A 23,426-nucleotide genomic window follows, 5' to 3' on the forward strand; every position below is an offset into this window, starting at 1 on the left:
GTGCCATAAAATGTGATATAGTTTAACGTGAATGATTATGCAGTGCGTGTGCCTGTGAAAGGTCCGCGCTTATGGTACGCAGAGAGGAGATTTACATGTTGTCCCGTATTTCGAAACGAACCTGGTTAACGGCTTTCGCTTTGATCGCCGTCATGTTTTTCTTGAGCGGCTGTTCTTCAGCGTCTCACCCGGTTTCCATGGATGATCTATCGCACGGCAACTTCTGGCAGCGGAACGTCGTTTATTATTTCTCTCAAGCGCTGGAGCACTTCGCCAAATGGTTTGGCGGCGAGTACGGCATTGCGATTCTGCTGATGGTTATTATCGTACGGACATTGATTCTTCCGCTTACGATTAAGCAGTACCGCAGCTCGAAAGCGATGCAGGCACTGCAGCCGGAACTGGCGAAGCTGAAAGAGAAGCATAAAGACAACCCTCAGAAGCAGCAAGAAGAAACGATGAAGCTCTTCCAGCAGCACAAAGTTAACCCGCTGGCCGGTTGTTTGCCGCTGCTTGTACAAATGCCTATTTTTATCGCGCTCTATAACTCGATTTATATGAATGAAAATATTCGTGAGCATACATTCCTCTGGCTGCAGCTTGGCGAGAAGGATCATACGTATATTCTGCCGATCCTAGCCGCGATCACGACGTTTGTTCAGTCCAAAATGATGTCGTCCCAGCAAAAAACGATGCCTGCTATGCAGGGGATCATGATGATCTTCCCGGTACTGATCTTCGTCATGGCCATCTCGTTCCCGGCCGCATTGCCGCTCTACTGGATTTTCAGTAACACGTATACCATTGTGCAAAATTATTTCCTTTATGTGCGCACCTCACCGAAAGATAAGGAGAGTGTCCCTGCGAAATGAAGAAAATCGTAGCATCGGGTAAAACGATCGAAGATGCTGTAAAGAGTGGTTTAACGGAATTGCAAGTATCCGCGGAACGCGTGAGTGTAACCGTACTAGAGAAGCCGAGTAAAGGATTGTTCGGCCTGATCGGAGTTCGTGCCGCCAAAGTGGAGCTCACTCTGATGCCTGTAACTGATCGGGTCGCAGTAGCTGAGCCTCTCGTATCGGCCGGTTCAGCCCCTGCGGTGGACAAGAGTACGGCGCCTGCGAAGGATGCAATCCTTGAAACGGAACGATTCATTATTGAAGTGGCAAGAACGATGGGGCTTGACATTACGATTGCTCGTAACGATTCAAAAGATGGATTGGTTCTCGCTTTATCCGGCGGCGGAGATCTCGGCATGTTAATCGGACGCCGTGGTCAAACGCTCGATGCTTTGCAATATTTGGTCAATATCGTGGCCAACCGTTACTCTAACAGTCATCTGCGTATCGTGCTTGATGCGGAAGATTTTCGCGAGCGCCGCCGTAAGACGCTCGAGGATTTGTCGGACCGCCTGGCGGGACATGTCATTCGGACTCGAAAAGAAGTCGTTCTTGAGCCGATGGCGCCGCATGAGCGGAAGATCATTCATTCGCAGCTGCAGAATCACGCCAAAGTAAAGACGTTCAGCAAAGGCGATGAGCCCAACCGGCGCGTCGTTATTACGCTGAAATCATGATGCATACTGCTCAATTCAAGCAATGGCTCTTACCGGTCATTGCTCATTTTTTATTTTGAACCAAGTAATGAGGGACTAGATGATGATGATTCAAGACACGATTGCCGCCATTTCGACAGCTGTCGGAGAGGGCGGCATTGCCGTTATTCGGGTTAGTGGACCTGAGGCCGTATCGGCCTGCGCACGTTATTTCCGTTCCAAGTCGAATATTGCCGATGTCGCTTCGCATACCGTACATTACGGCCATATCGTGGATCCGGCTTCCGGCGAAACGGTTGAAGAGATTCTGCTGACTATTATGCGGGGGCCGCGATCATTTACAGCGGAAGACGTGGTGGAGTTAAGTACCCATGGCGGTGTAGTCGCCGTCAAGCGTGTACTAGAACTGCTGCTGCGAGCTGGGGAGATTAGACTGGCCGAGCCAGGCGAGTTCACGAAGCGTGCCTTCCTTAATGGGCGGATTGACTTGACGCAAGCCGAGGCGGTCATTGATCTAATCCGGTCGAAGTCGGACCGGGCATTCTCCGTTGCACTGAAGCAATCGGAAGGCATGCTTTCCAAAAAGGTGAAGACGCTGCGACATGGTCTGATCGAGCTGCTGGCGCATATTGAAGTCAACATTGATTATCCGGAGCATGATGTTGCTTCCATGACGAGTGCTTACATTCGGGAACGCTGCGGCGAGGCGCGTGCCGAAATCGAACGATTGCTAAAAACCGCGGCGGAAGGCAAAATATTACGTGAGGGTATTGTTACTGCCATCGTAGGGCGCCCGAACGTAGGGAAGTCCTCGTTGCTCAATGCGCTTGTTCAAGAAAATAAAGCGATCGTGACCGATATTCCCGGAACCACGCGGGATGTGATCGAAGAATATATTACGCTTGGAGGCGTGCCGCTGCGTTTGCTGGATACAGCCGGCATTCGCGAAACAGCTGATGTCGTGGAACGGATCGGTGTCGAACGATCGCGTACGGCGCTCGACGAAGCGGATCTAATCTTGCTCGTGCTGAATGCGGGGGAGACGCTTCATCCCGATGACCGTGAACTGATGGATACGCTGAGCGGCCGCCCGGTGGTGGTACTGCTTAATAAGACGGATTTGCCGACTATGGTGGATGCGACGGAAATCGAGGCACGATTCCCTGCGGAAGCGATCGTCCGATTATCCGTGCTTCATGAACAGGGGCTTGATGAGCTCGAGCATGTCATTAAGCGGATGTTCTTCGATGGTGAATTAGAGTCAGCGGATATGACGTATGTCAGCAATGTTCGGCATATCTCGCTGCTGAATCAAGCTAAGCAATCGCTGGTGGATGCAATTGAGGCGACAGAAATCGGCATCCCGATTGATATTGTGCAAATTGATGTCAGAACGGCGTGGGAACAATTAGGCGAAATGATAGGGGATTCGGTAGCGGAGTCGCTTATCGATCAAATTTTTTCTCAGTTCTGTTTAGGTAAATAATTGTTCTGAAAGGCAAGGAGGGATAGAGGAATGGGTTATCAAGCAGGGAATTTTGACGTTATTGTTATCGGTGCCGGACATGCCGGCTGTGAAGCGGCCTTGGCTTCTGCACGAATGGGCGCGGAGACGCTGCTGCTGACGATCAACCTGGATATGGTTGCTTTTATGCCGTGCAATCCGTCAATCGGCGGTCCGGCTAAAGGTCATGTGGTAAGGGAGATCGATGCACTCGGCGGTGAGATGGGACGCAATATCGATAAAACGTTTATTCAGATGCGCATGTTGAATACGGGTAAAGGCCCAGCTGTTCATGCATTGCGAGCGCAAGCCGATAAATTTCTATATCAGCATTTCATGAAGCAGACGATCGAAGAGACGGAGCATCTGACACTGCGTCAAGGAATGGTCGAGGATCTCATTATTGAGGATGGCACTTGTGTAGGTGTCGTGACGAAGACGGGCGCGGAATATCGGGCTAAAGCGGTTGTTGTCACGACCGGCACATATTTGCGCGGCAAAGTGATTATGGGCGAGCTGATCTATGAAAGCGGCCCGAACAATCAGCAGCCTTCCATTAAATTGTCGGAGAGCTTGCGCCAATTGGGTCTGCAGCTGGTACGGTTCAAAACGGGTACGCCTCCGCGCGTGCACGGGGATACGATCGACTTCTCCAAGACGGAAATTCAACCGGGGGATGAGAAGCCGAAGTTCTTCTCGTATGAAACGGAATCCTCCGATAATGAGCAGCTTCCGTGCTGGTTGACGTACACGTCGGAGGAGACGCATCGGATTATTAGCGACAATTTGCATCGCGCTCCAATGTTCTCTGGTGCGATTGAGGGTACAGGTCCGAAATATTGCCCTTCCATTGAAGATAAAATCGTCCGTTTCGCCGATAAGCCGAAGCATCAAATCTTCTTGGAGCCGGAAGGGAAGAACACTTCGGAGTATTACGTTCAAGGCCTGTCAACGAGCATGCCGGAAGACGTGCAACTGAACATTCTCCGTTCCATTCCAGGTTTGGAAAATGTTGAGATGATGCGTACGGGCTACGCGATCGAATACGATGCCGTTATTCCAACTCAGTTGTGGCCATCATTGGAGACGAAGCTTGTCCCAGGGTTGTTCACAGCTGGTCAAATCAACGGCACGTCCGGCTATGAAGAAGCGGCTGGACAAGGCATTATGGCAGGGATTAATGCAGCTCGGAAGGTGCAGGATAAGCCGCCGGTTATTATCGGCCGTTCGCAAGGATACATCGGTGTGCTCATCGATGATCTAGTGACCAAGGGGACGACTGAACCTTATCGCCTGCTTACATCCCGTGCGGAATACCGCCTCCTGCTGCGTCATGACAATGCGGATTTGCGCCTTACACCGACCGGATACGAGATTGGATTGATCTCTGAAACGCGGTATAACAAGTTCAATATCAAAAAAGCGATGGTAGAGCAGGAGATCGAACGGCTCAAAACCGTGAAGGTACGCCCTGATGAGGATGTACGAGCGATGTTCGAGGAAATCGGAACTGCGCCGCTTCAACAAGTGACCGATGCGTTGTCTCTGCTTCGTCGTCCTGAATTCACGTATGAACATGTTGAACGTTTATCGTCTTCCTCGGAGGCGTTGACCGACGATATGAAGGAGCAAGTGGAGATTCAGATCAAGTATGCCGGTTATATCGAGAAGCAGCAGCTCCAAGTCGAACGGCTTGCCAAAATGGAGAACAAGCGTATTCCGGATGATATCGATTATTCGATCGTCACGAACCTATCCAAGGAAGCGAAACAGAACCTGTCCACCATCCGTCCGCTATCGATCGGCCAGGCTTCCAGAATCGGCGGCGTAACGCCTGCCGACATCTCCATTTTGCTGGTTTATTTGGAACATTACAATCGAGTTGTTGCAGCACGGGGGTAAAGCATGAATTCAACTGAAACTTGGTTTACACAGCTGCTTCAGGAGCGGGGGACGGCGTTATCGCCGCTCCAGCTGCAGCAATTCCAAACGTATTACGAGCTGCTTGTCGAGTGGAACGATAAAATGAACTTAACGGGTATCACGGAAAGGGAAGCGGTATACGAGAAACATTTTTACGACTCCGCAACCCTTTCTTTCTTTTTAAATATGGATAAGGTTACAACTATAGCGGACATCGGTTCCGGTGCCGGATTTCCGAGTATTCCGCTTAAAATCTGTTTCCCTCATCTCAAAGTCACAATCGTCGATTCACTGAATAAACGCATTCAGTTTCTTCAGCATGTCGTTGAACAGCTTGGCCTACAAGATGTTACTTGTGTCCATGGCCGGGCAGAGGACATCGGGAGACTCACGGCACATCGTGATCAATACGATCTTGTCACGGCAAGAGCGGTTGCGCGCTTAAGCGGATTGAATGAGCTTTGTCTTCCTTTTGCAAGGAAAGGCGGCGTGTTTGCATCTATGAAGGGTGCTGATCCTGCCGAAGAAGTTCAAGAAGCCAAACGAAGCTTGTCGGAGCTGAAAGGCAAGCTGTCGGAAGTTCATCATATGAAACTGCCGTTTGAACAATCGGATCGCCATATTATTGTCATCAACAAGCTTGGAGAAACACCAGCTAAATATCCGCGCAAGGCGGGTTTGCCGCTCAAGCAGCCAATCATTTGATCACGTAGAAGCATACTGGAAATGTTTCACGTGGAACAATGATATCACCGTATATTTGTTCGAATTGGAGTCCTGTCAAGCAGGAGATCAGCTTGCAGCCGACGAATAATAAAGAAACGACAAACTCGGCATTTTGAAATCGGGTGGTATGTTGACGCTATGAAAGAACAATTTTCGCGTTTATTCGGTTTAAGTGATCAGAAGAGTCAGAACCAGGATGAAGTCAAACAGCTTCCGATTACTGAGGTGGACACTAGCCCCTATCAGCCGCGGACTGTATTCGATGACGACCGTATCGAAGAACTTAGCCAAACGATTCGAACGCATGGGGTAATTCAACCGATTGTCGTACGAGCGCGTAATGGCAGATTTGAAATCATTGCCGGCGAACGCCGATTCAGGGCCGTTAAGAAGTTGGGCCTCGACACAGTTCCTGCAATCATTCGGGAGTTTAATGACTCACAGGCGGCATCCATTGCATTAATCGAAAATCTTCAACGTGAAGGACTTACTTCGATCGAAGAAGCGATCGCTTATCAGAAGCTGATCGATCTGCACAACCTGACTCAAGAGAGCTTGGCGCAGCGATTAGGTAAGAGCCAGTCGACCATTGCGAACAAGATTCGGCTGCTAGGGCTTGGTGAAACGGTCAAAAATGCCTTGATGGAACGTAAAATTACGGAGCGTCATGCAAGAGCATTGTTATCTCTTCATTCCGAAGAGTTGCAACTGAAAGTGCTAGACGATATTATTACTAAAGAGCTTAATGTGAAGCAGACGGAAGCAAGAGTCGCTTTCTATAATGAAGCGGTGGCAAGCACTTCCAAGAAAGCTAAACGGGTATCCTTTACGAAGGATGTACGGCTTGCCTTGAATACCATTCGTCAATCGATTGATATGGTATCGGGCTCAGGTTTGCAAATTAAAACCAATGAACAGGATTATGAAGATCATTATGAGATCGTGATCAAGATTCCTAAACGATAATAGCACTGCTGACAGCCGTCCGGTTTATGGGACGGCATCGTCATTTTGTCTATTGGAATTCATGTAGTCCATTTGATAGAGTCGGCAGCGTAATAGAGTCGCATTTGATTCGGATCAACCAAGTTATCAGCATAGAGGTGAACAGTTTGTCTAAAACGATTGCAATTACGAACCAGAAGGGCGGTGTCGGGAAAACGACCACGTCCGTGAATCTGGGCGCCTGCCTAGCTTCGCTGGGCAAGAAAGTATTGTTGGTCGATATTGACCCGCAGGGTAATACGACAAGCGGGATCGGAATCAATAAAGCGGATGTTGCGCACTGTATTTACGATGTGCTTATTAACGATGTGCATCCGAATGAAGCGACTTGTCAGACGAATATCGATGGACTGAATATTATTCCAGCTACCATACAATTGGCTGGCGCGGAAATCGAGCTTGTGCCAACGATTTCGCGGGAGCAGCGTTTGAAGAAGTCCCTTTCGCTTGTAAAAAATCAATACGATTATATTCTTATCGATTGTCCTCCTTCGCTAGGGATATTGACGATTAATTCACTGACGGCATCGGATTCCGTTATCATTCCGATTCAATGTGAATATTACGCGCTGGAAGGCTTGAGCCAGCTCTTAAATACAGTTCGTCTTGTGCAGAAGCATCTGAATACGACCCTTCAAATTGAAGGCGTACTGCTCACGATGTTCGATGCGCGAACCAACCTCGGCATTCAGGTCATTGAAGAGGTCAAGAAGTATTTCCAACAGAAGGTTTATCAGACCATCATTCCGCGTAATGTTCGTTTGAGCGAGGCTCCTTCCCACGGGCAGTCTATCATTACGTATGATCCAAGGTCCAAAGGGGCAGAGGTGTATCTTGAACTCGCGAAGGAAGTGATCACGTATGAGCAAGCGGCTAGGTAGAGGGCTTGATGCGTTAATTCCATCGCTAGCTGTCAGCGAAGAGGATAAAGTTGTTGAGGTGCCGCTTACGCAGCTTAGACCGAATCCTTATCAACCGCGAAAAATCTTTGATGACGATGCCATTAAAGAACTGGCGGAGTCGATTAAACAACATGGCGTCATCCAGCCCATTATCGTTCGCACTGTTCTTAAAGGCTATGAGATTATTGCTGGTGAACGTCGTTTCCGTGCATCTCAGCTATGCGGCAATACAACGATCCCAGCGGTCGTGCGAAACTTCTCCGATCTTCAGGTCATGGAAATTGCATTGATTGAGAACCTGCAGCGTGAAGATCTGAATGCGATCGAGCTTTCCGTAGCCTACCAAGCGCTGATGGACAAGTTCAATCTTACGCAAGAAGAGCTATCCATGAAGGTTGGCAAATCCAGATCACATATTGCGAACTTCCTTAGACTGCTGTCACTGCCGGAGCAGATCAAAGAAAATGTTTCACGTGGAACATTATCGATGGGTCATGCGAGAGCGATAGTGGGTGTGAAAGAAGATGCTCGGAAGAAAGAACTGGCTGAACTGACGGTTGCAAATGAGTGGAGCGTAAGGCAATTGGAGGAAGCGATTAAAAACCTGGATCAGCAGGCGCCTTCCAAGACGAAAGAAACACCGTCCAACAAGAAAAAAGATCCGTATATTAATGAAGTGGAAGAGTCGCTGCGCGAGCGCTTCAAAACAACGGTGAAGATCAAGCAACAGAAGGATAAAGGACGCATTGAATTGATGTATTACAACAAGCAAGACCTTGAACGCTTGCTCGAACTGCTCCAGCAATTATCATAACTATACGCACGGTCTAAATAGCATACTTGATTGGCGGGATTTGAAGCAGGGCCGCCGATCAAGTATGCTATTGTTAGGATAGGATCAAGCGGGAGAGGTGATGGGATGTTGGATAATAAGCAGGACAAGCCATTCATATATTTGGATCACGCTGCGACATCGTGGCCCAAGCCCGCAACCGTTATTGAGGCAGTAACGGAAGCGATGGAACGCGATGGTGCAAACCCCGGCAGAGGCAGTCATGCAATGGCTGTGCGGGCGAGCCGTATTTTGTTCGAAACGCGCAAATCGCTGGCCAAGCTATTTGTCGTTAAGAATCCAAATGATATTTCATTTGCATTGAATACAACGATGGCATTGAATACGGGAATAAAGGGGATCTTGAAGCCTGGAGATCATGTCATCGCAACGGCTGTCGAGCATAACTCGGTACGCAGGCCATTAGAGTATTTGAAGAACATCGGGGTAATTGAGGTTACCTATGTAGAGCTCAATGAGCAGGGAATCCTGGATGCGAAGCAGGTACAGGCTGCTATCCGTAAGAATACGAAGCTGGCGGTTGTAAATCACAGCTCGAATCTGCTGGGGTCTATATTGCCAATCGGAGATATTGGGGAAGTCACTCGGAAAAGCGGCGTGAAGCTGCTCGTGGATGCGGCACAGTCCGCAGGAGTACTGGACATTGACGTAGAAGGAATGGGGATCGACATGCTCGCGTTTCCGGGCCATAAAGGGCTGTTAGGGCCCCAGGGGACCGGTGGGCTATATATTCACCCGGAAATTGATTTGGAGCCTCTCATGCACGGTGGGACGGGCAGTCAGTCGGAGTCCATTGAGCAGCCTTCGGTAAGGCCGGACCGCTATGAGGCGGGTACGCAAAATACGGCAGGAATAAACGGGCTGAGGGAAGGGGTCAAGCATGTATTGCATGAGACCGTTCAAAACATCCATACTAAAGAATGGACTTTGACACAGATCATGATGCAAAAGCTGCTTGAGTCGAAGGGTGTCCGGATTCTCGGGCCTGAGCTTGGCGAAGCACGGACGGGTATCGTGTCCTTCGTTATCGAAGGCGCGGATCCGTCGGAAATCGGTTTTATTCTGGATCAGCATTATAACATGGCGGTGCGGACGGGCTTCCATTGTTCACCGTTGGCACATCGGACAGCAGGGACATTGGAGACAGGGGCGATTCGTGCGAGCGTGGGGTGCTTTACGACTTCACAAGAGGTGGAGGCGTTCGCCCAGGCTGTGAAAGAAATCGTTCAACATTACAGCTAAGAGAGCACGAATGGGAGAGAAACACATCATGGATCAGTGGATTGAACGGCCGTTCGACTGGGTAACCGTTGGGCTGGCTGCAGTTGTCTTATTACTTCTTATTCGCAATTTCGTGCTGGGCAGCAAACTGAAGAAGCTGAGGAAGAACTATACGCAATTCATGAGCGGGACAGGCGTTGAAGGACTCGAAGGCATCATAATTCAAATGCAAGAACGGCTAAGTGTACAGGATGAGCATCAACGCAGCCTGAATCAATCCATTAGTACCCTGAACGAGACGCTTAAGAGGAAGAAAGGCAACATCGGCATTCATCGTTATAATGCATTCGCTGAAAGAGGGAGCGACCTCAGTTTTTCCATCGCGCTCATTAATGACGAGAAGGACGGCATGGTACTAAGCGGCATCCATGGACGAGACGAAACCTTCGTTTATGCCAAACCGTTAAAAGAGGGTCAGTCGGCCTATACGCTGACACCTGAAGAAATCGAAGCCATCAATCTGGCGTTGCGGCAGGATAAGTAGCGGAACGCGTGCATTTCATGATGGAAGAGAAAAGCGTGTGCGCGATAATTTCAGACATGCGCATGACAAGATGAAGGCGCGTATTTTGGAGAACGAAATATTCCATAAATCCGCCAACGTTTACGATGCCGGTAATATGGATATCCCCTACAGGGGGAAGGTCTTTATTGACGCCTGCTCCTGGCCTGACCGGTCCTGTGCCGACTTGGATGCAGCCGACGCTGGCAGCCTGACCGAGGCAAGCATCGATGCCGATTACGAACGGCTTGCGGATATGCTTGTTGATGTCAATCAGCGTTTCATCTAAATTCATCGCATGAACTGGTTCTTCCAATGTTCCGTACAAGTCGAAGAATGGACTTCTGTATTTGCTGAGGGAGGTACCCACAAGCGGTCCCAGGGAATCGCCCGTAGAGCGGTCTGTCCCAACGCAGACGACAACGATTCTGCGATCGTGGGCCACATTGTCCAGCAGATACATCATGCGGTTCATCAGAAGTCCGGTGATGTTGGGCTCCGTATAAGGTACTTTGAGCGGCGTTTCTTTCATCCCTGGCAGTTTCATAGATTCCCCTCCCGCAAAAACGCTATAAATAATCACGGTAAGCCGCAGTTCTGCTATCATAATTTAATAGAGGAGCTGCCCTCACGCTTGGTTACTAGTATATGGATGGGACAACCATTTTATACTTGCCCGGAAGGAGAAATCTTCACTACAATCAGTCAGGAGGCGGAGAACGTGCTGATCGCATTTGACTCCACCCAGCAGGCGCTGCGAGCTGAGATGCTATTAGAATATGCGGAGATTGAAATAGATATCTGTCCGACGCCGAAGCAGATTACGGCAGGCTGCGCGCTATCTATTCATTTTCCGGAAGAAGATTTGGTAGCGGTTCAAGAGGTTATCGTACAGGAACACGTTGAAATTCGCGGCATCTACAAGCAAGTCGAAGAGCGTTACGAAGCTGTCGACATATAGATACAACAGACAGCGGCGCGGGGAAAAAGAGGAGGAGTGGAGCTAAATGGAGAGAAAACAATTTGAGCTGGGCGATGTCGTTCAAATGAAGAAACAGCATCCCTGCGGTACGAACGAAATGGAAATCATCCGTATGGGCATGGACATTCGCATCAAATGCGTAGGCTGCAAGCATAGTGTGCTGATCCCGCGTGCGAAGTTCGAAAAAAACCTGAAAAAGGTGCTCCGATCCGCTGCGGATCAACAGCAAAAAGAGGGAGAAAGCGCTCCGCCAGGAATTTAAATAAAAGGCTTGCAATCGGACGAGCCGCATGTTAATATAATCCTTGCTGACTGAGAAACACACATGGAGAGGTACCCAAGAGGCCCAAGGGGGCTGACTCGAAATCAGTTAGGCGTGTCAAAGCGTGCGTGGGTTCGAATCCCACCCTCTCCGCCATAATCCCTAACATGCAAAGCGATCCTAACGGATCGCTTTTTTGATTTTCAGGCCATTTAAGCAGCGTGCGAATGAGTGGATTCCTGACACGAGCGAGCAAGTAAGTGGATGAGCATGTGGATGAACAACTTTCGCTGGACAGGAAAAAAGGGCTCTTGCGAGCCCTTCTCCCGACGGTGTTTAGTAGAAAACAGTCATCACAAAGCTTTCGGAAAGAAACCTTGGTTCACCGATTTGACTCGGTTCGCGTGTGTTACAGACAAGTGTCTTTGGCACAACCCTCCGCTTCTATGCTGAGTGGACAAAATCTCCTTGAGGTTCAAGCACATTGACGTTCAATGGAACCACACCTCTCACTTGTTCACCGTCATGAATTATAATGCTCCGCACGCAGCGGATTTATACGGCAATACTCCAAAAACATTTCATGCGTGTCGTATGCCAAGATTAATGCATTCGTTTCCACTTGCGATCCGAATTCGACGTTGACGGGAATCGCTCGCCTTTCTTTAAATGAACCTTCTGCGGATCGTTCACGCCCATGTGGAACGAAGCTTCGCCGATCTCGATGTACGTGCCATCATTCGGGGCGTGGTCGCCCGGTCGGAATTCCGTCCATTCACCCATAGCTGTCTGCACCTCCATTAAGATTACTGCATGAAAAGGGGGAGAAAACCCCGGCTACTAGTGTGCTTCAGAAACAGCGAGGGCATGAGCGGAAGAATGAGGGAAGACAAGCAGGGATTCCTTACTTGTCAAGCAGGTACTAAGTTTGATATAGTATTCAGGTATGCGAGATAGCTTTTTATACTCGCTCCTTGCTCCCATATGGGGGCCGCATAGTCCAAGAGGAGGTGAAACAAATGCGCAAATACGAAGTGATGTACATCATTCGTCCGGAAGTGGAACAAGAATCGGTTCAAGCCCTGACTGATAAGTTCCAAGCAATCATCGGAAACGGCGGAGAAATCACGAAGCATGACGTGATGGGTAAACGCCGCCTTGCGTATGAGATCAATAAGGTTCGTGACGGTATCTACGTACTGGTTCATTTCAACGCAACTCCAGAAGTTGTGAATGAACTTGACCGCGTCATGAAAATTACGGATGAAGTTATCCGTTTCTTGATCACTAAAGATGTAGCTTAGTCTCATCGAACGCAAGCGATGTTTTGATTGGAGGCGATAAACGATGTTGAACCGCGTTATTCTAATCGGTAGACTAACAAGGGATCCTGAAATGCGCTACACGCCTGCGGGCGTTGCGGTAACGCAATTTACGCTTGCAGTGGATCGTCCGTTTTCGAGCGGCGGCCAAGGCGGAGAACGCGAACGTGAAGCGGATTTCATTCCGATCGTCACGTGGCGGCAGCTGGCTGAGACGTGCGCCAATTATTTGCGCAAAGGCCGCTTAGCAGCGGTTGAAGGCCGTATCCAGGTTCGGAATTACGAGAACAACGAAGGCAAGCGCGTCTATGTGACGGAAGTTATTGCCGACAACGTGCGTTTCTTGGAATCCGCGAATCGGGACAACAATGGCCCGCGTGAAGAAGGCGGCGGCAATTTCGGCGGTGGCGGTCAAGGCGGCTACGGCGGCGGTGGAGGTTCCCAAGGCCAAGGCGGCGGCTCTCAAGGCGGAGGCGGACGTTCAGGAGGCACACCTCGGAACAACAACGGCCGTGATCCTTTCTCGGATGACGGGCGCCCGATCGATATATCGGAAGATGATTTGCCATTCTAAACGAAAGGACGGATGAACATGAGCTTTAAACAAAGAGATGGTGGCGACGAGCGTCCAGAACGCAAATTCGGCGGCCGTAAAGGCCGTAACAAGCGCCGTAAAGTATGTTTTTTCACAGCTAACAAAATTACACACATTGACTATAAAGATACGGACTTGCTTCGTAAATTTATCAGCGAGCGCGGCAAAATCTTGCCACGTCGTGTAACGGGAACTAGCGCGAAGTACCAACGCCTGCTGACGATCGCTATCAAGCGTTCGCGTCAAGTTGCGCTGTTGCCTTACACAACGGAATAGTATAGATAAGAAGGCAGCCAATCGGCTGCCTTTTTCTTATGCCTTGCAATAGGGTAAGGACTTAAAATTTGGCCGCCTGCTGTTCCGCGAAATCGCCGATGAGCGGAAGTTTGAACCATCTTCCCTGCAGGGCGAGGAGCATTAAGGCAATCCATAAAATAAATGTCAGGGGTGCTAGCAATAACCCAAGAAACCAGCCGATAAACGGAAGGAAGCCGAGTACAATATTAAGGACACACAAGGCCACCGAAAGCAGGATGGACTGCATGGCGTGAAACTTGACGAACGTGCTTCGTTTCTCCAGCGCGAGGAACAACAAACCCGTTATGAAGAAGCCCAAATAACAGAGCAGCCCGACGATCTTGGAATCGATGCCGGTGGATGAACGATCCGGTGCAAAACGCGGTGCTTGCATAGTAGAGCCACCCCTTCCTTATGTTAGGTATGTATTCAAACGCCAGCCGAACTATGCGGAATCGCAGGAATTTGTCCTGTAAACGATCCCCAATCCTGTCAATAATGGTTCGTTAACGAATTGTAACTTTCCCCTGAAAACGATCGTTTAGACTAGTGGTAGAACGTTTAAATAGATGGTTGAAAGACAGGAGCATGAATGCATCATGACGAAACCCAGAAGAGCACGAAGAAATAAATGGCTGGCAGCATTGCTGATTCTCGTCATTGCTGGCGGAGCGGCGGGTTATTACAATCGCAGCGCGTTGGCGTTATGGGGATTTGATACGTTTCTGTCCGGCAGCGTAGAGAAGAAGCTGGAGAATTCGTACAAGCCGATCGAGGGACGCAAACCCCCGGTCGCGGCAGCCTACAAGAAGGAGCAGCCGTTCTCGCTGCTGCTGCTTGGCGTCGATCAGCGGGATAAGGAGATCGGCCGCTCCGACACGATGATTTATACGGTCGTCAGACCGATCGATGGCGCGATGTTGATGGTGTCCATACCACGCGATACCTACGTCGATATCGTCGGTAAGCAGACCAAGGCAGGACGTCAATGGCAAGACAAGATTACGCATGCGTATGCATTCGGCGGTGCGAAGATGTCGGTCGAAACGGTCGAGAAGTTGTTTGGCGAACCGGTTGGCCATTATGCTACAATAAACTTCAAGGGCTTCCGCGATGTCATTGACGCCATGGGCGGCATTCCGCTGCCGATCACGGCGGATCTCGTTAACGACGATGCCGATCACGAGAAGTTCGTCGTGAAGGCGGGCAAGGACGTTTACAATGGCACGGAGGCGCTTAATTACGTTCGTTACCGCGAAGATGCCGGCGGCGATACAAGCCGCGCGGGACGCCATCAGGTGTTCTTGAACGCGATCATGAACAAGGCATCCAGCGTTGGACAATGGACGAAAATTCCGCAAATGATGGACATCATGGGCGGGAACTTCAGCACGGACTTAACACCAGAGCATATGATTGACCTTGCAAAAAGTATGCTTCAAAGCGATAACCGCACGATTTACAGTCATACGCTGAAAGGAAACGGGCACCGCAAAGTCGCTCACGGCGCATGGTATTATTTTGCGGACGAAGAGGATTTGGCGACAACCAAAGCGCTGATTGCGGCGTGGCTGGATCCAGCCAAGACGAAAGCGGAGCTGCCGCTTCCGGAAGAGGCCCAAACCAAGCCTAACGTCCAAAAACCGGTGGAAACCCTATCGGCGAAGCCGGCGGATGCATCCGCGAAGCAGTAAGGCAGTGCGAACGCCCAGGTTCTTTCTGCAAACGAAAGAAGAAGAAGGAAGGCGGGCATTAAACGCATGAATATTGCATTTTTCTTATTACCGAAGCAAGAAGTGGTATGGTTAACGATGGACGCCACATTGCGGCAAACACTGGAGCGGATGGAGCATCACCGTTATACGGCTGTGCCGATTCTAGACAATGCCGGCGGATATGCCGGTACGTTGACCGAGGGCGATTTGCTCTGGCATATGAAGAATAACCCGCAAATCTCATTCGATCAGACGAATAAAGTGAAGCTCTCTGACGTACAGATGCGATTGACCAATAAAGCCGTTCAGATCGACGCCAACATGGAAGACCTCCTGTCCCTGGCGAAGCTTCAAAATTTCGTGCCGGTAGTCGACGACATGAACCGGTTCATCGGCATTGTGCGCCGAAGCGATATTATCGATTATTGTGAAGCACTCATCGTAAATGGGATTGAAGCGAAGAAAGAAATGGCAGCAGGGTAAGCAGGCAAGCAGCTGCCGTCACTGAGGCGAATGCAAACCGCTTAAACGACAATAGACGCCGTCCTCGGGAAGAGGGCGGCGTTTTTGTATCCCAAGAAGCCCGGTCGCATCCTAAGCCGCCATTGATCAGCAGGAACAAGCGGAGGACGAGGAAAATTGAGCGGCTCGGAAGCGTTCTGCTGGACATGGTCTCCTGTATTCCCGAACTTGATTTATGATATAATGGGGAGTAAAGCTTAGGCTGCGCACTAGTAACTAGAGCAAGAGGTGAACGGTTTGAAGACCGGTGTAAAATCTATCCTATGGAGCGCCGCGGCTCTGCTGCTGCTGCTCGCTGTCGCCGTACCGCTTGTGAATGCGCTTGTTGCCGCCGTTATGATGGTGCCTACGGTCATTTTGTATACGACGTTATCCAGACGGTCCTTTGCCGTGCATATGGCTGTCGTATACGCGATCGGCACTGTCGTCCTCGGGCCGGCCGCCTTGATTATCGGCGTGTTTTTCTTAATTCCGTCCGTCGTTATGGGGCATCTTTACCGCAAGGGCGTTCCGGCGCGCAAAGTGCTGACTGCCGTCATACTGACGCTGCTCGGGGAGTCGCTGCTGGAGCTCCTGCTTGCCGATCTGTGGTTTGATTTCTCCTTGATTCACGAAATCCGCAGCACGATTACAGACACCATAGACAATCTGAACAGCGAGGGACTGATGCCGGGCACGTGGACGGCGGAAGTTACGGAATCGTACATTCAGAATTTGATTCATGCCATTCCGATGGCGCTGATCGTCGTATCGTTCGTCTTTACGGTCATCGCGCACGCAATCGCGGGAAGGGCGCTTCGCGCTTCTGGCCTTTCCATTCCCAAGCTGCAGCCGGCGCACAATTGGATGCTGCCGCGCTTCTTCGTCCTTTATTATTTAATCGTTCTATTGATGGATATGGCCGTGCCGAGCGAAGGAACCTCCTTCATGACGGTCATGCTCCACAACTTGCTGCCGCTGATGAAGCTGGCGTTCTCCATCCAGGCGATGGGCTTTTGCTTCTTCCTGGCGCACGAACGGAAATGGAACAAAGCCGTCCCGGTCATATTGTCCGTGATTGTCGCGATCTTCCCGCCGTTAAGCTTGGTCGGGGTGTTGGATGCGGCGTTCCCGATCCGAAGAGCGTTTAAGAAATCGTGACACAGGGGCGGAATTGAACATGCCGAAGTTTTTGATTAAACGATGGCACGGAATGCACCATTTGTGGGCACTCGTGCTGATGCTGTTGATGGCGATTACGCTAGCGACGTACGAATGGAAGCTGGGCGTCATTGGACTTGTGCTGGCCGGTGCCGTCGGAGTCTATTCCGTTATGGCGGAGCGGGCGTTTCGCCGGGATTTGAAGATGTACCTCGGCACGTTGTCCTATCGCGTGAAGAAAGCGGGCCGCGAGGTCATCAGCGATCTGCCGTTCGGGATCATTCTGTACAACGAAGACAAAACGATCGAGTGGCATAACGTGTTCATCACCAACATGATGGAACGGGATTCGATCGTCGGCGAGTCGTTGAACGATCTCTTCCCGGCCTTGTCGCAGGCGAAAGTGCGCGAAGGCACGATGGAAGCAACGATCGGCAACGCCATCTACGAGCTGAGCTTTCGCTTCGATGAGCGGCTGCTGTACGTGCGAGACATTACGAAGCAGTGGCAGCTGGCCAAGCGCTACGAGGAAGAGAAGATGGCGATCGGTATCGTCATGATGGATAACCTCGAAGAGGTGACGCAGGGCATGGACGATCAGCAGCGCAGTACGCTGCTGTCCCGAGCCACGGCCGAGATCACGGAATGGGCAAGCAAGTTCCATGTGTATTTGAAGCGTCTCACATCGGACCGGTATTTGGTCATCACGGATCAACGCACGCTGAAGCAATTGGAACTGTCGCGGTTCGTGCTGCTCGACGAGGTGAGGGAGATTGTCGCGGAGAACAAAATCCCGATGACGCTCAGCATCGGCTTCGCAGCAGGCGCGGAAAGCATCGTGGAGCTCGGCCATTGGGCGCAGACGAGTCTGGACTATGCACTCGGCCGCGGCGGGGATCAGGCGGCGGTCAAGGTCGGCCAGCGCCAGTCGTTCTATGGCGGCAAGTCCAACGCGGTCGAGAAACGCACCCGCGTGCGCGCGAGGGTCGTGGCGCATGCGCTGCGCGATCTGATGCGCGACAGCGAGCGAATCATCATCATGGGGCATAAGATGCCGGATATGGACGCGCTCGGTGCCTCGATCGGCGTGCTCAAAGCGGCGCTGCTCTTTAATAAAGAAGCGTATATCGTGCTGGAAGGCGTAAATCCCGCGATTCAGAAGATGATGGAGATGCTGCGGGAAGACGAGCGTATCATCAAACGGATCATTACGCCGGATCAGGCACTCGGCATCGTGGACAATAAGACGCTGGCGGTCGTTGTCGATACGCATAAAGCGTCCATGGTCAAAGAGCCGCGCCTGCTCTCTCTGACGGATAAAATCGTCGTGGTGGATCATCATCGCCGCGGCGAAGAGTTCATTGCGAATGCGATTCTGGTGTACATGGAGCCCTACGCATCGTCCACATGCGAATTGGTTACGGAGCTGCTTCAATATATTCACGACCGGGTATTGCTGGACGTGCGGGAAGCGACGGCGCTGCTGGCCGGCATTACGGTCGACACGAAGAGCTTCTCGCTGCGCACGGGCTCGCGGACGTTCGAGGCCGCGTCGTTCCTGCGCCGCAACGGCGCCGATTCGACGCTTATTCAGCGGATGATGAAGGAAGATCTGGCTGAGTACATCAAGAAGGCAGAGATGATCAAGCTCGCGGAAATCATGTATGAACATATCGCGATTGCCGTGACGGAGCAGGGACGCCAATATTCCCAGCTGCTCATCGCGCAGACGGCGGATACGCTGCTGAACATGACGGACGTCTTGGCGTCCTTCGTGATCGGCGAACGGCCGGACGGCTTGATCGGCATCAGTGCCCGGTCGCTCGGCCATATGAATGTACAGGTCGTCATGGAGCGGATGGGCGGCGGGGGTCATCTGACCAACGCGGCCGCACAGCTTGAAGGCACCGTAACGGAGGTCGCGCAGCGCCTCAAGCAGGTGCTGCAAGAAATCGAAAAGGAAGAGGGGCTATTCGAATGAAGGTTATTTTTCTGCAGGACGTAAAGGGGCAAGGCAAGAAGGGCGAGATTAAAGAAGTATCGGAAGGGTACGTGCGCAATTTCCTGTTTCCGAAGAACCTGGCGAAGCCGGCATCGGACGGCAACCTGAAAACGTTGGATGCTCAAAACGCCGCCGAGAAGCGCAAGAAGGAACAAGAGAAGACGGATGCGCAGGCGCTTGCCGGCCGTCTGGAGGCAACCAAAGTCGTCGTAAAGACCAAAGCCGGTGAAGGCGGCCGTCTGTTCGGCGCGATTACGAGCAAACAAATCGCTGAAGCGCTGGAATCGCAAGGCGTGAAGATCGATAAACGCAAAATCGAGCTGGAAGAGCCGATTCGCACGCTTGGCGTCACGCAAGTATTGGTCAAGCTGCATCCTGAAGTGAAAGCGAAGCTGAGCGTACATGCCTCGGAAGAATAATAACGAAGGAGCCAGGGGAGACAACAGAGACATGAGCGAGGAGCTGACGATGTTTGACCGCGTTCCGCCTCAGAACATGGAAGCGGAGCAGGCGGTACTGGGTGCCGTCCTGCTGCAAACAGAAGCGCTCATCACAGCAATGGAACGGCTGCGGAGCGAAGACTTCTATCTGCCGTCGCATCAATTGATCTATGATGCCATGGTCGAGCTCGGCGAATCCAGTCAGCCCATTGACCTCGTTACCCTGATGTCCTATCTGCAAGACAGACAACAGCTGGAAGAGATCGGCGGCGTCAGCTATTTATCGAAGCTGGCCAATGCGGTACCGACCGCAGCCAATGTCGACTATTACGCGCAAATCGTCGAAGAGAAATCGATGATGCGACGGCTTATCCGCACGGCGACGAATATCGTTTCCGATGGTTATGCAGCAGCGGACGATGTCGGCTTGATGCTGAGCGATGCGGAAGCACGCATCATGGAGCTGTCGAACAGGCGCTCCAGCAGCGGTTTCATCTCCATCCGCGACGTGCTGATGGAAGTGTTCGAGCGGGTCGAGCATCTATACTCCAATAAAGGCGGCGCTTCGGGCATTCCGTCAGGCTTCAGCGATCTGGATAAAATGACATCCGGTTTCCAGCGTAACGATCTCATCATCGTCGCGGCGCGTCCTTCTGTAGGGAAGACGGCGTTCGCGCTGAATATCGCGCAGAACGTCGGCGTCCGCGCCCGCGAAACGGTTGCCATCTTCAGTCTCGAGATGTCCGCGGCGCAGCTCGTGCAGCGGATGATCTGTGCCGAATCGAACGTCGACGCCGGCCGCATGCGGACAGGGGAATTAATAGGCGACGACTGGGAAAAGCTAACGATGGCGATCGGGTCGCTATCCGAGGCCCAAATCTATATCGACGATACGCCGGGTATCACGGTAGCGGACATTCGGGCCAAATGCCGTCGGTTGAAGAAGGAACGCGGCCTTGGCATGATTCTGATCGATTACTTGCAGCTCATTCAAGGGCGAGGCAAAGCAGGCGAGAACCGGCAGCAGGAAGTATCCGAAATCTCGCGTACATTGAAGCAAATCGCACGGGAGCTGGAAGTGCCGGTAATCGCGCTGTCTCAGCTGAGCCGGGGCGTCGAGCAGCGTCAGGACAAGCGTCCGATGATGTCCGACCTTCGGGAATCCGGTTCCATCGAGCAAGATGCCGATATCGTAGCGTTTCTATACCGGGACGATTACTACGATAAGGAATCGGAGAAGAAGAATATCATCGAGATCATTATCGCCAAACAGCGGAACGGACCGGTAGGAACGGTCGAGCTGGCCTTCTTGAAGAACTTCAATAAATTCGTCGGTTTGGATCGGGCGCATCAGGAACCGGGACACGCCTCCTAAAGCGAGGAACGACCTCATATTTCTATTTCCGAACAATTGTAGGGGCAACCCTGCAATTGTTCGCTTTTCGTTGACTTTAGTGGACTAAAACGGTACACTAAGAATGCTGCCGAGCACAGGCAGCCATTTGTTGTGTTTGTTTGCGCGCAAAACATGTAATGGGGGTATATCCATGTCAACGGTAGTTGTAGTCGGAACCCAGTGGGGAGACGAAGGCAAAGGTAAAATCACCGACTTTTTGGCGGACGGCGCCGATGTTGTAGCCCGGTACCAAGGCGGTAACAACGCAGGCCACACCATCATGATCGGTAACAAGAAATATAAACTCACGATGATCCCATCCGGTATTTTTAACGAAAATAAAGTATGCGTCATTGGCAACGGCATGGTCATCAATCCATCCGCACTCATCGACGAAATCAATTATATACATGATAACGGGTTCTCTACGGAAAACTTGAAAATCAGCGACCGCGCTCATCTGATCATGCCGTACCACCTCGTGCTGGACGGTTTGGAAGAAGAACGCAAAGGCGATAACAAAATCGGCACGACCCGCAAAGGGATCGGCCCTTGCTATATGGATAAAGCAGCTCGTAACGGTATTCGCGTGGCGGATCTGCTGGATGCCGAAGAATTCGAAATGAAGCTTCGCCGTCTCGTAACGGAGAAGAACCAAGTAATCGAACAGGTTTACGGCGGGGAAAAGCTCGATGCAGACGAAATCCTGGGCCTGTACCTTGGCTATGCGGAGACGCTTCGTCCTTACGTCACGGATACGTCCGTCGTGCTGAACGATGCGATCGACAGCAACCAACGCGTCCTGTTCGAAGGCGCGCAAGGCGTCATGCTGGATATTGACCAAGGTACGTACCCGTATGTTACTTCGTCCAACCCGACTGCGGGCGGCGTATGTATCGGTTCCGGCGTAGGCCCTTCCAAGATCCAACAGGTCATCGGCGTTGCAAAAGCTTACACGACGCGTGTCGGCGACGGTCCGTTCCCAACGGAGCTGAGCAACGAAACCGGTGACTGGATTCGCGAAAAAGGCCATGAATACGGTACCGTAACCGGCCGTCCGCGCCGCGTTGGCTGGTTCGATACGGTCGTCGTCCGCCATGCGCGCCGTGTCAGCGGCATTACGGGCTTGTCCCTGAATTCGCTGGACGTGCTGTCCGGTTTGGAAACGGTCAAAATCTGCACCGGCTACAAGCTGCGCGGCGAAATCATCGAGCACTATCCGGCCAGCCTCAAGCTGATCTCCGAGTGCGAAGCCGTCTATGAAGAGCTTCCGGGCTGGAGCGAAGACATCTCGAACGCGAAGACGCTGGCGGACCTGCCGGAAAACACGCGCCGTTACGTGGAGCGCGTATCCGAGCTGACGGGCATTCCTATCGCGATCTTCTCCGTCGGCCGCAACCGCGAGCAGACGAACCCGGTAGCGCCGATTTATATCTAATTCACGCATGTTTGAGAGGAGGGCGAGCAATCGCCCTCCTCTTTTGATTTTTAACGGGGAATTGATGAATGCTTCGTCGGCTCGATGCCCATACTAAGAAGTATGGGCGAAATGCCCTTGCCAATCTAGTCGCCTAAGCTGACAGATTTGCTTTTGCGTCGCGAGACGCAATGGCAGCATTCAGCATTTGATAGGCGGCAGCAGCAAAGGGTGATAGAAATGTGGAAGATAACAGGGAAAGTAGCGGCGGCCTTCGGGAAGCTCGTCGCGGCAGCGCTGCTCATCAGTTTTCTGTCGATTTGGACGACGGGCTATGTCGTGAACAGTTACGTGGAGACGCTGCTGAAGCAGTTTCATATCCCGATGGAGGAGCAGCCATTCGCGCTCAGCGGCTTATGGGGCGAGATGTGGGGGGCAGATCCCGTTGCCAAGCAGGAGAAGGATTCGCAATCGAATACGGCGGATAACTCGTCCAGCAAGGATGATTCCTCGAACAAAGATGATTCTTCGAACAACGATACGTCGGGCGATTCGTCTGCGGACAGCAGCGGCGGAACAGGCGGCAGTCAAGGAACGACATCGGAAGGGACTGGCGGAAGCGGGAACAGCGACGATTCGGAAGACGCGTTCAGCGATCTGTCGAACGGGCAATTGAGCGACATCGGCGGCGGAACAGGTCCGAAGGGCAACAGCAGCGCGGCTGCCGGACAAGAGAACAGCGCAGGTACGGAGAGCGGTACGGGTACCACGGGGACAAGCGGATCGTCGTCGAAGGACGAAGTGGCCATGTCGACGGACGAGATCAATGCGACCAAGTCGCAATTGAGCGAGGCGGACAAGGAGCTGCTGTTCAACGACTTGAAGAAGCTCCCGCAGGACGCGTGGCAGCAGATATCGGCGATGATGGAGGAAGGGCTGACGGCCGAAGAAATGACCAAGGTGAATCAGCTGATGGCGCAATATTTGGATCGGGAAGAGTACGATAAGATGTCGTCAATTCTGAGCAAATATTAATGTCATGTAAAAGGGCGTCCGGTTGAACCCGCCTATCGCGTTATGTTAAA

26 protein-coding genes and 1 tRNA gene are annotated in these 23,426 nt (G+C 51.6%); 24 read left to right on the forward strand and 3 right to left on the reverse strand.

What is annotated here, in order from left to right; translation table 11 throughout:
• Positions 1 to 95 precede the first annotated feature (95 nt).
• The 10 genes from AC0YNU_RS25710 (at position 96) to AC0YNU_RS25755 (ending at position 10,233) form a co-directional block, all read left to right on the forward strand.
• Positions 96 to 872 carry a YidC/Oxa1 family membrane protein insertase gene (locus AC0YNU_RS25710; protein ID WP_475761590.1) on the forward strand — a complete coding sequence of 259 codons (777 nt, stop codon included), beginning with the start codon at positions 96 to 98 and terminating at the stop codon, positions 870 to 872.
• Entirely contained in the window at positions 869 to 1,576 is a 708-nt protein-coding gene (gene jag / locus AC0YNU_RS25715; RefSeq protein ID WP_475761592.1) for an RNA-binding cell elongation regulator Jag/EloR, read from the forward strand. Before AC0YNU_RS25710 ends, jag begins: the two co-directional genes overlap by 4 nt.
• A gap of 85 nt (positions 1,577 to 1,661) precedes the next feature.
• Entirely contained in the window at positions 1,662 to 3,041 is a 1,380-nt protein-coding gene (gene mnmE / locus AC0YNU_RS25720; RefSeq protein ID WP_475761783.1) for a tRNA uridine-5-carboxymethylaminomethyl(34) synthesis GTPase MnmE, read from the forward strand.
• A gap of 30 nt (positions 3,042 to 3,071) precedes the next feature.
• Positions 3,072 to 4,961, forward strand: coding sequence for a tRNA uridine-5-carboxymethylaminomethyl(34) synthesis enzyme MnmG (gene mnmG / locus AC0YNU_RS25725; protein WP_475761594.1), 1,890 nt, complete (start codon positions 3,072 to 3,074; stop codon positions 4,959 to 4,961).
• A 3-nt stretch (positions 4,962 to 4,964) separates the two neighbouring features.
• On the forward strand, positions 4,965 to 5,687 hold the full coding sequence (gene rsmG, locus AC0YNU_RS25730) for a 16S rRNA (guanine(527)-N(7))-methyltransferase RsmG (RefSeq protein WP_475761596.1): 723 nt from the start codon (positions 4,965 to 4,967) through the stop codon (positions 5,685 to 5,687).
• 159 nt (positions 5,688 to 5,846) lie between these two features.
• Positions 5,847 to 6,674 carry a nucleoid occlusion protein gene (gene noc / locus AC0YNU_RS25735; protein ID WP_475761598.1) on the forward strand — a complete coding sequence of 276 codons (828 nt, stop codon included), beginning with the start codon at positions 5,847 to 5,849 and terminating at the stop codon, positions 6,672 to 6,674.
• 146 nt (positions 6,675 to 6,820) lie between these two features.
• Positions 6,821 to 7,594: a ParA family protein gene (locus tag AC0YNU_RS25740; RefSeq protein ID WP_161700148.1), complete on the forward strand. Its 774-nt coding sequence runs from the start codon at positions 6,821 to 6,823 to the stop codon at positions 7,592 to 7,594.
• Positions 7,575 to 8,429: a ParB/RepB/Spo0J family partition protein gene (locus tag AC0YNU_RS25745; protein WP_475761600.1), complete on the forward strand. Its 855-nt coding sequence runs from the start codon at positions 7,575 to 7,577 to the stop codon at positions 8,427 to 8,429. Before AC0YNU_RS25740 ends, AC0YNU_RS25745 begins: the two co-directional genes overlap by 20 nt.
• Positions 8,430 to 8,486: 57 nt before the next feature.
• Complete coding sequence (locus AC0YNU_RS25750) at positions 8,487 to 9,710, forward strand: aminotransferase class V-fold PLP-dependent enzyme (protein ID WP_475761784.1); 1,224 nt, start codon at positions 8,487 to 8,489, stop codon at positions 9,708 to 9,710.
• Between the two features lie 28 nt (positions 9,711 to 9,738).
• A complete protein-coding gene (locus AC0YNU_RS25755) occupies positions 9,739 to 10,233 on the forward strand; it encodes a DUF4446 family protein (RefSeq protein ID WP_475761602.1) in 495 nt (164 codons plus the stop codon).
• On the opposite strand, the gene yyaC is transcribed toward AC0YNU_RS25755, so the two are convergent.
• Entirely contained in the window at positions 10,205 to 10,798 is a 594-nt protein-coding gene (yyaC, locus tag AC0YNU_RS25760) for a spore protease YyaC (RefSeq protein ID WP_475761604.1), read from the reverse strand. The genes AC0YNU_RS25755 and yyaC overlap by 29 nt on opposite strands.
• A 174-nt stretch (positions 10,799 to 10,972) precedes the next feature.
• Here yyaC and AC0YNU_RS25765 point away from each other — a divergent pair, with 174 nt between their 5' ends.
• From AC0YNU_RS25765 to AC0YNU_RS25775, 3 genes are all read left to right on the forward strand, one after another.
• Positions 10,973 to 11,212 (forward strand): putative Se/S carrier protein, encoded by a 240-nt coding sequence (locus AC0YNU_RS25765; protein ID WP_475761606.1) that lies wholly within the window; start codon positions 10,973 to 10,975, stop codon positions 11,210 to 11,212.
• A 46-nt stretch (positions 11,213 to 11,258) separates the two neighbouring features.
• Positions 11,259 to 11,495 (forward strand): DUF951 domain-containing protein, encoded by a 237-nt coding sequence (locus tag AC0YNU_RS25770; RefSeq protein ID WP_475761608.1) that lies wholly within the window; start codon positions 11,259 to 11,261, stop codon positions 11,493 to 11,495.
• A gap of 65 nt (positions 11,496 to 11,560) precedes the next feature.
• A tRNA-Ser gene (locus tag AC0YNU_RS25775) sits at positions 11,561 to 11,651 on the forward strand.
• Between the two features lie 447 nt (positions 11,652 to 12,098).
• On the opposite strand, the gene AC0YNU_RS25780 is transcribed toward AC0YNU_RS25775, so the two are convergent.
• A complete protein-coding gene (locus AC0YNU_RS25780) occupies positions 12,099 to 12,278 on the reverse strand; it encodes a YjzC family protein (RefSeq protein WP_475761609.1) in 180 nt (59 codons plus the stop codon).
• A gap of 236 nt (positions 12,279 to 12,514) precedes the next feature.
• Here AC0YNU_RS25780 and rpsF point away from each other — a divergent pair, with 236 nt between their 5' ends.
• From rpsF to rpsR, 3 genes are read left to right on the forward strand one after another with little or no spacing between them, the layout of a single operon-like run.
• Positions 12,515 to 12,799: a 30S ribosomal protein S6 gene (gene rpsF / locus AC0YNU_RS25785; protein ID WP_475761611.1), complete on the forward strand. Its 285-nt coding sequence runs from the start codon at positions 12,515 to 12,517 to the stop codon at positions 12,797 to 12,799.
• A 43-nt stretch (positions 12,800 to 12,842) separates the two neighbouring features.
• A complete protein-coding gene (gene ssb / locus AC0YNU_RS25790) occupies positions 12,843 to 13,391 on the forward strand; it encodes a single-stranded DNA-binding protein (RefSeq protein WP_475761613.1) in 549 nt (182 codons plus the stop codon).
• Positions 13,392 to 13,409: 18 nt separating this feature from the next.
• Positions 13,410 to 13,688 carry a 30S ribosomal protein S18 gene (gene rpsR / locus AC0YNU_RS25795; protein ID WP_090649321.1) on the forward strand — a complete coding sequence of 93 codons (279 nt, stop codon included), beginning with the start codon at positions 13,410 to 13,412 and terminating at the stop codon, positions 13,686 to 13,688.
• Between the two features lie 61 nt (positions 13,689 to 13,749).
• On the opposite strand, the gene AC0YNU_RS25800 is transcribed toward rpsR, so the two are convergent.
• Positions 13,750 to 14,103, reverse strand: coding sequence for a DUF4870 domain-containing protein (locus tag AC0YNU_RS25800; protein WP_475761615.1), 354 nt, complete (start codon positions 14,101 to 14,103; stop codon positions 13,750 to 13,752).
• A 205-nt stretch (positions 14,104 to 14,308) separates the two neighbouring features.
• On the opposite strand from AC0YNU_RS25800, the gene AC0YNU_RS25805 reads away from it, so the two are divergent.
• The 8 genes from AC0YNU_RS25805 (at position 14,309) to AC0YNU_RS25840 (ending at position 23,376) form a co-directional block, all read left to right on the forward strand.
• Complete coding sequence (locus tag AC0YNU_RS25805; RefSeq protein ID WP_475761617.1) at positions 14,309 to 15,403, forward strand: LCP family protein; 1,095 nt, start codon at positions 14,309 to 14,311, stop codon at positions 15,401 to 15,403.
• Between the two features lie 66 nt (positions 15,404 to 15,469).
• Positions 15,470 to 15,907: a CBS domain-containing protein gene (locus tag AC0YNU_RS25810; protein ID WP_475761619.1), complete on the forward strand. Its 438-nt coding sequence runs from the start codon at positions 15,470 to 15,472 to the stop codon at positions 15,905 to 15,907.
• 276 nt (positions 15,908 to 16,183) lie between these two features.
• Positions 16,184 to 17,086: a DUF2232 domain-containing protein gene (locus tag AC0YNU_RS25815; RefSeq protein WP_475761621.1), complete on the forward strand. Its 903-nt coding sequence runs from the start codon at positions 16,184 to 16,186 to the stop codon at positions 17,084 to 17,086.
• A gap of 19 nt (positions 17,087 to 17,105) precedes the next feature.
• Complete coding sequence (locus tag AC0YNU_RS25820; protein ID WP_475761623.1) at positions 17,106 to 19,067, forward strand: DHH family phosphoesterase; 1,962 nt, start codon at positions 17,106 to 17,108, stop codon at positions 19,065 to 19,067.
• Complete coding sequence (gene rplI / locus AC0YNU_RS25825) at positions 19,064 to 19,507, forward strand: 50S ribosomal protein L9 (RefSeq protein ID WP_475761625.1); 444 nt, start codon at positions 19,064 to 19,066, stop codon at positions 19,505 to 19,507. The genes AC0YNU_RS25820 and rplI overlap by 4 nt, the downstream gene beginning before the upstream one ends.
• Before the next feature lie 31 nt (positions 19,508 to 19,538).
• Positions 19,539 to 20,903, forward strand: coding sequence for a replicative DNA helicase (gene dnaB / locus AC0YNU_RS25830; protein WP_475761627.1), 1,365 nt, complete (start codon positions 19,539 to 19,541; stop codon positions 20,901 to 20,903).
• Between the two features lie 172 nt (positions 20,904 to 21,075).
• Positions 21,076 to 22,362, forward strand: a complete 1,287-nt coding sequence (locus tag AC0YNU_RS25835) for an adenylosuccinate synthase (RefSeq protein WP_475761629.1) — start codon at positions 21,076 to 21,078, stop codon at positions 22,360 to 22,362.
• A 219-nt stretch (positions 22,363 to 22,581) separates the two neighbouring features.
• Positions 22,582 to 23,376, forward strand: a complete 795-nt coding sequence (locus AC0YNU_RS25840; protein WP_475761630.1) for a hypothetical protein — start codon at positions 22,582 to 22,584, stop codon at positions 23,374 to 23,376.
• Positions 23,377 to 23,426 lie beyond the last annotated feature (50 nt).

This window comes from Paenibacillus sp. J31P316, assembly GCF_056269105.1.

What these genes read in the sequence shown, in the direction of transcription:
- AC0YNU_RS25710 (WP_475761590.1), top strand. Translation starts at nt 96, where the DNA reads ATGTTGTCCCGTATTTCGAAACGAACCTGGTTAACGGCTTTCGCTTTG.
- jag (WP_475761592.1), top strand. Translation starts at nt 869, where the DNA reads ATGAAGAAAATCGTAGCATCGGGTAAAACGATCGAAGATGCTGTAAAG.
- mnmE (WP_475761783.1), top strand. Translation starts at nt 1,662, where the DNA reads ATGATTCAAGACACGATTGCCGCCATTTCGACAGCTGTCGGAGAGGGC.
- mnmG (WP_475761594.1), top strand. Translation starts at nt 3,072, where the DNA reads ATGGGTTATCAAGCAGGGAATTTTGACGTTATTGTTATCGGTGCCGGA.
- rsmG (WP_475761596.1), top strand. Translation starts at nt 4,965, where the DNA reads ATGAATTCAACTGAAACTTGGTTTACACAGCTGCTTCAGGAGCGGGGG.
- noc (WP_475761598.1), top strand. Translation starts at nt 5,847, where the DNA reads ATGAAAGAACAATTTTCGCGTTTATTCGGTTTAAGTGATCAGAAGAGT.
- AC0YNU_RS25745 (WP_475761600.1), top strand. Translation starts at nt 7,575, where the DNA reads ATGAGCAAGCGGCTAGGTAGAGGGCTTGATGCGTTAATTCCATCGCTA.
- AC0YNU_RS25755 (WP_475761602.1), top strand. Translation starts at nt 9,739, where the DNA reads ATGGATCAGTGGATTGAACGGCCGTTCGACTGGGTAACCGTTGGGCTG.
- yyaC (WP_475761604.1), bottom strand. Translation starts at nt 10,798, where the DNA reads ATGAAACTGCCAGGGATGAAAGAAACGCCGCTCAAAGTACCTTATACG.
- AC0YNU_RS25770 (WP_475761608.1), top strand. Translation starts at nt 11,259, where the DNA reads ATGGAGAGAAAACAATTTGAGCTGGGCGATGTCGTTCAAATGAAGAAA.
- AC0YNU_RS25780 (WP_475761609.1), bottom strand. Translation starts at nt 12,278, where the DNA reads ATGGGTGAATGGACGGAATTCCGACCGGGCGACCACGCCCCGAATGAT.
- rpsF (WP_475761611.1), top strand. Translation starts at nt 12,515, where the DNA reads ATGCGCAAATACGAAGTGATGTACATCATTCGTCCGGAAGTGGAACAA.
- ssb (WP_475761613.1), top strand. Translation starts at nt 12,843, where the DNA reads ATGTTGAACCGCGTTATTCTAATCGGTAGACTAACAAGGGATCCTGAA.
- rpsR (WP_090649321.1), top strand. Translation starts at nt 13,410, where the DNA reads ATGAGCTTTAAACAAAGAGATGGTGGCGACGAGCGTCCAGAACGCAAA.
- AC0YNU_RS25800 (WP_475761615.1), bottom strand. Translation starts at nt 14,103, where the DNA reads ATGCAAGCACCGCGTTTTGCACCGGATCGTTCATCCACCGGCATCGAT.
- AC0YNU_RS25805 (WP_475761617.1), top strand. Translation starts at nt 14,309, where the DNA reads ATGACGAAACCCAGAAGAGCACGAAGAAATAAATGGCTGGCAGCATTG.
- AC0YNU_RS25810 (WP_475761619.1), top strand. Translation starts at nt 15,470, where the DNA reads ATGAATATTGCATTTTTCTTATTACCGAAGCAAGAAGTGGTATGGTTA.
- AC0YNU_RS25820 (WP_475761623.1), top strand. Translation starts at nt 17,106, where the DNA reads ATGCCGAAGTTTTTGATTAAACGATGGCACGGAATGCACCATTTGTGG.
- rplI (WP_475761625.1), top strand. Translation starts at nt 19,064, where the DNA reads ATGAAGGTTATTTTTCTGCAGGACGTAAAGGGGCAAGGCAAGAAGGGC.
- dnaB (WP_475761627.1), top strand. Translation starts at nt 19,539, where the DNA reads ATGAGCGAGGAGCTGACGATGTTTGACCGCGTTCCGCCTCAGAACATG.
- AC0YNU_RS25835 (WP_475761629.1), top strand. Translation starts at nt 21,076, where the DNA reads ATGTCAACGGTAGTTGTAGTCGGAACCCAGTGGGGAGACGAAGGCAAA.
- AC0YNU_RS25840 (WP_475761630.1), top strand. Translation starts at nt 22,582, where the DNA reads ATGTGGAAGATAACAGGGAAAGTAGCGGCGGCCTTCGGGAAGCTCGTC.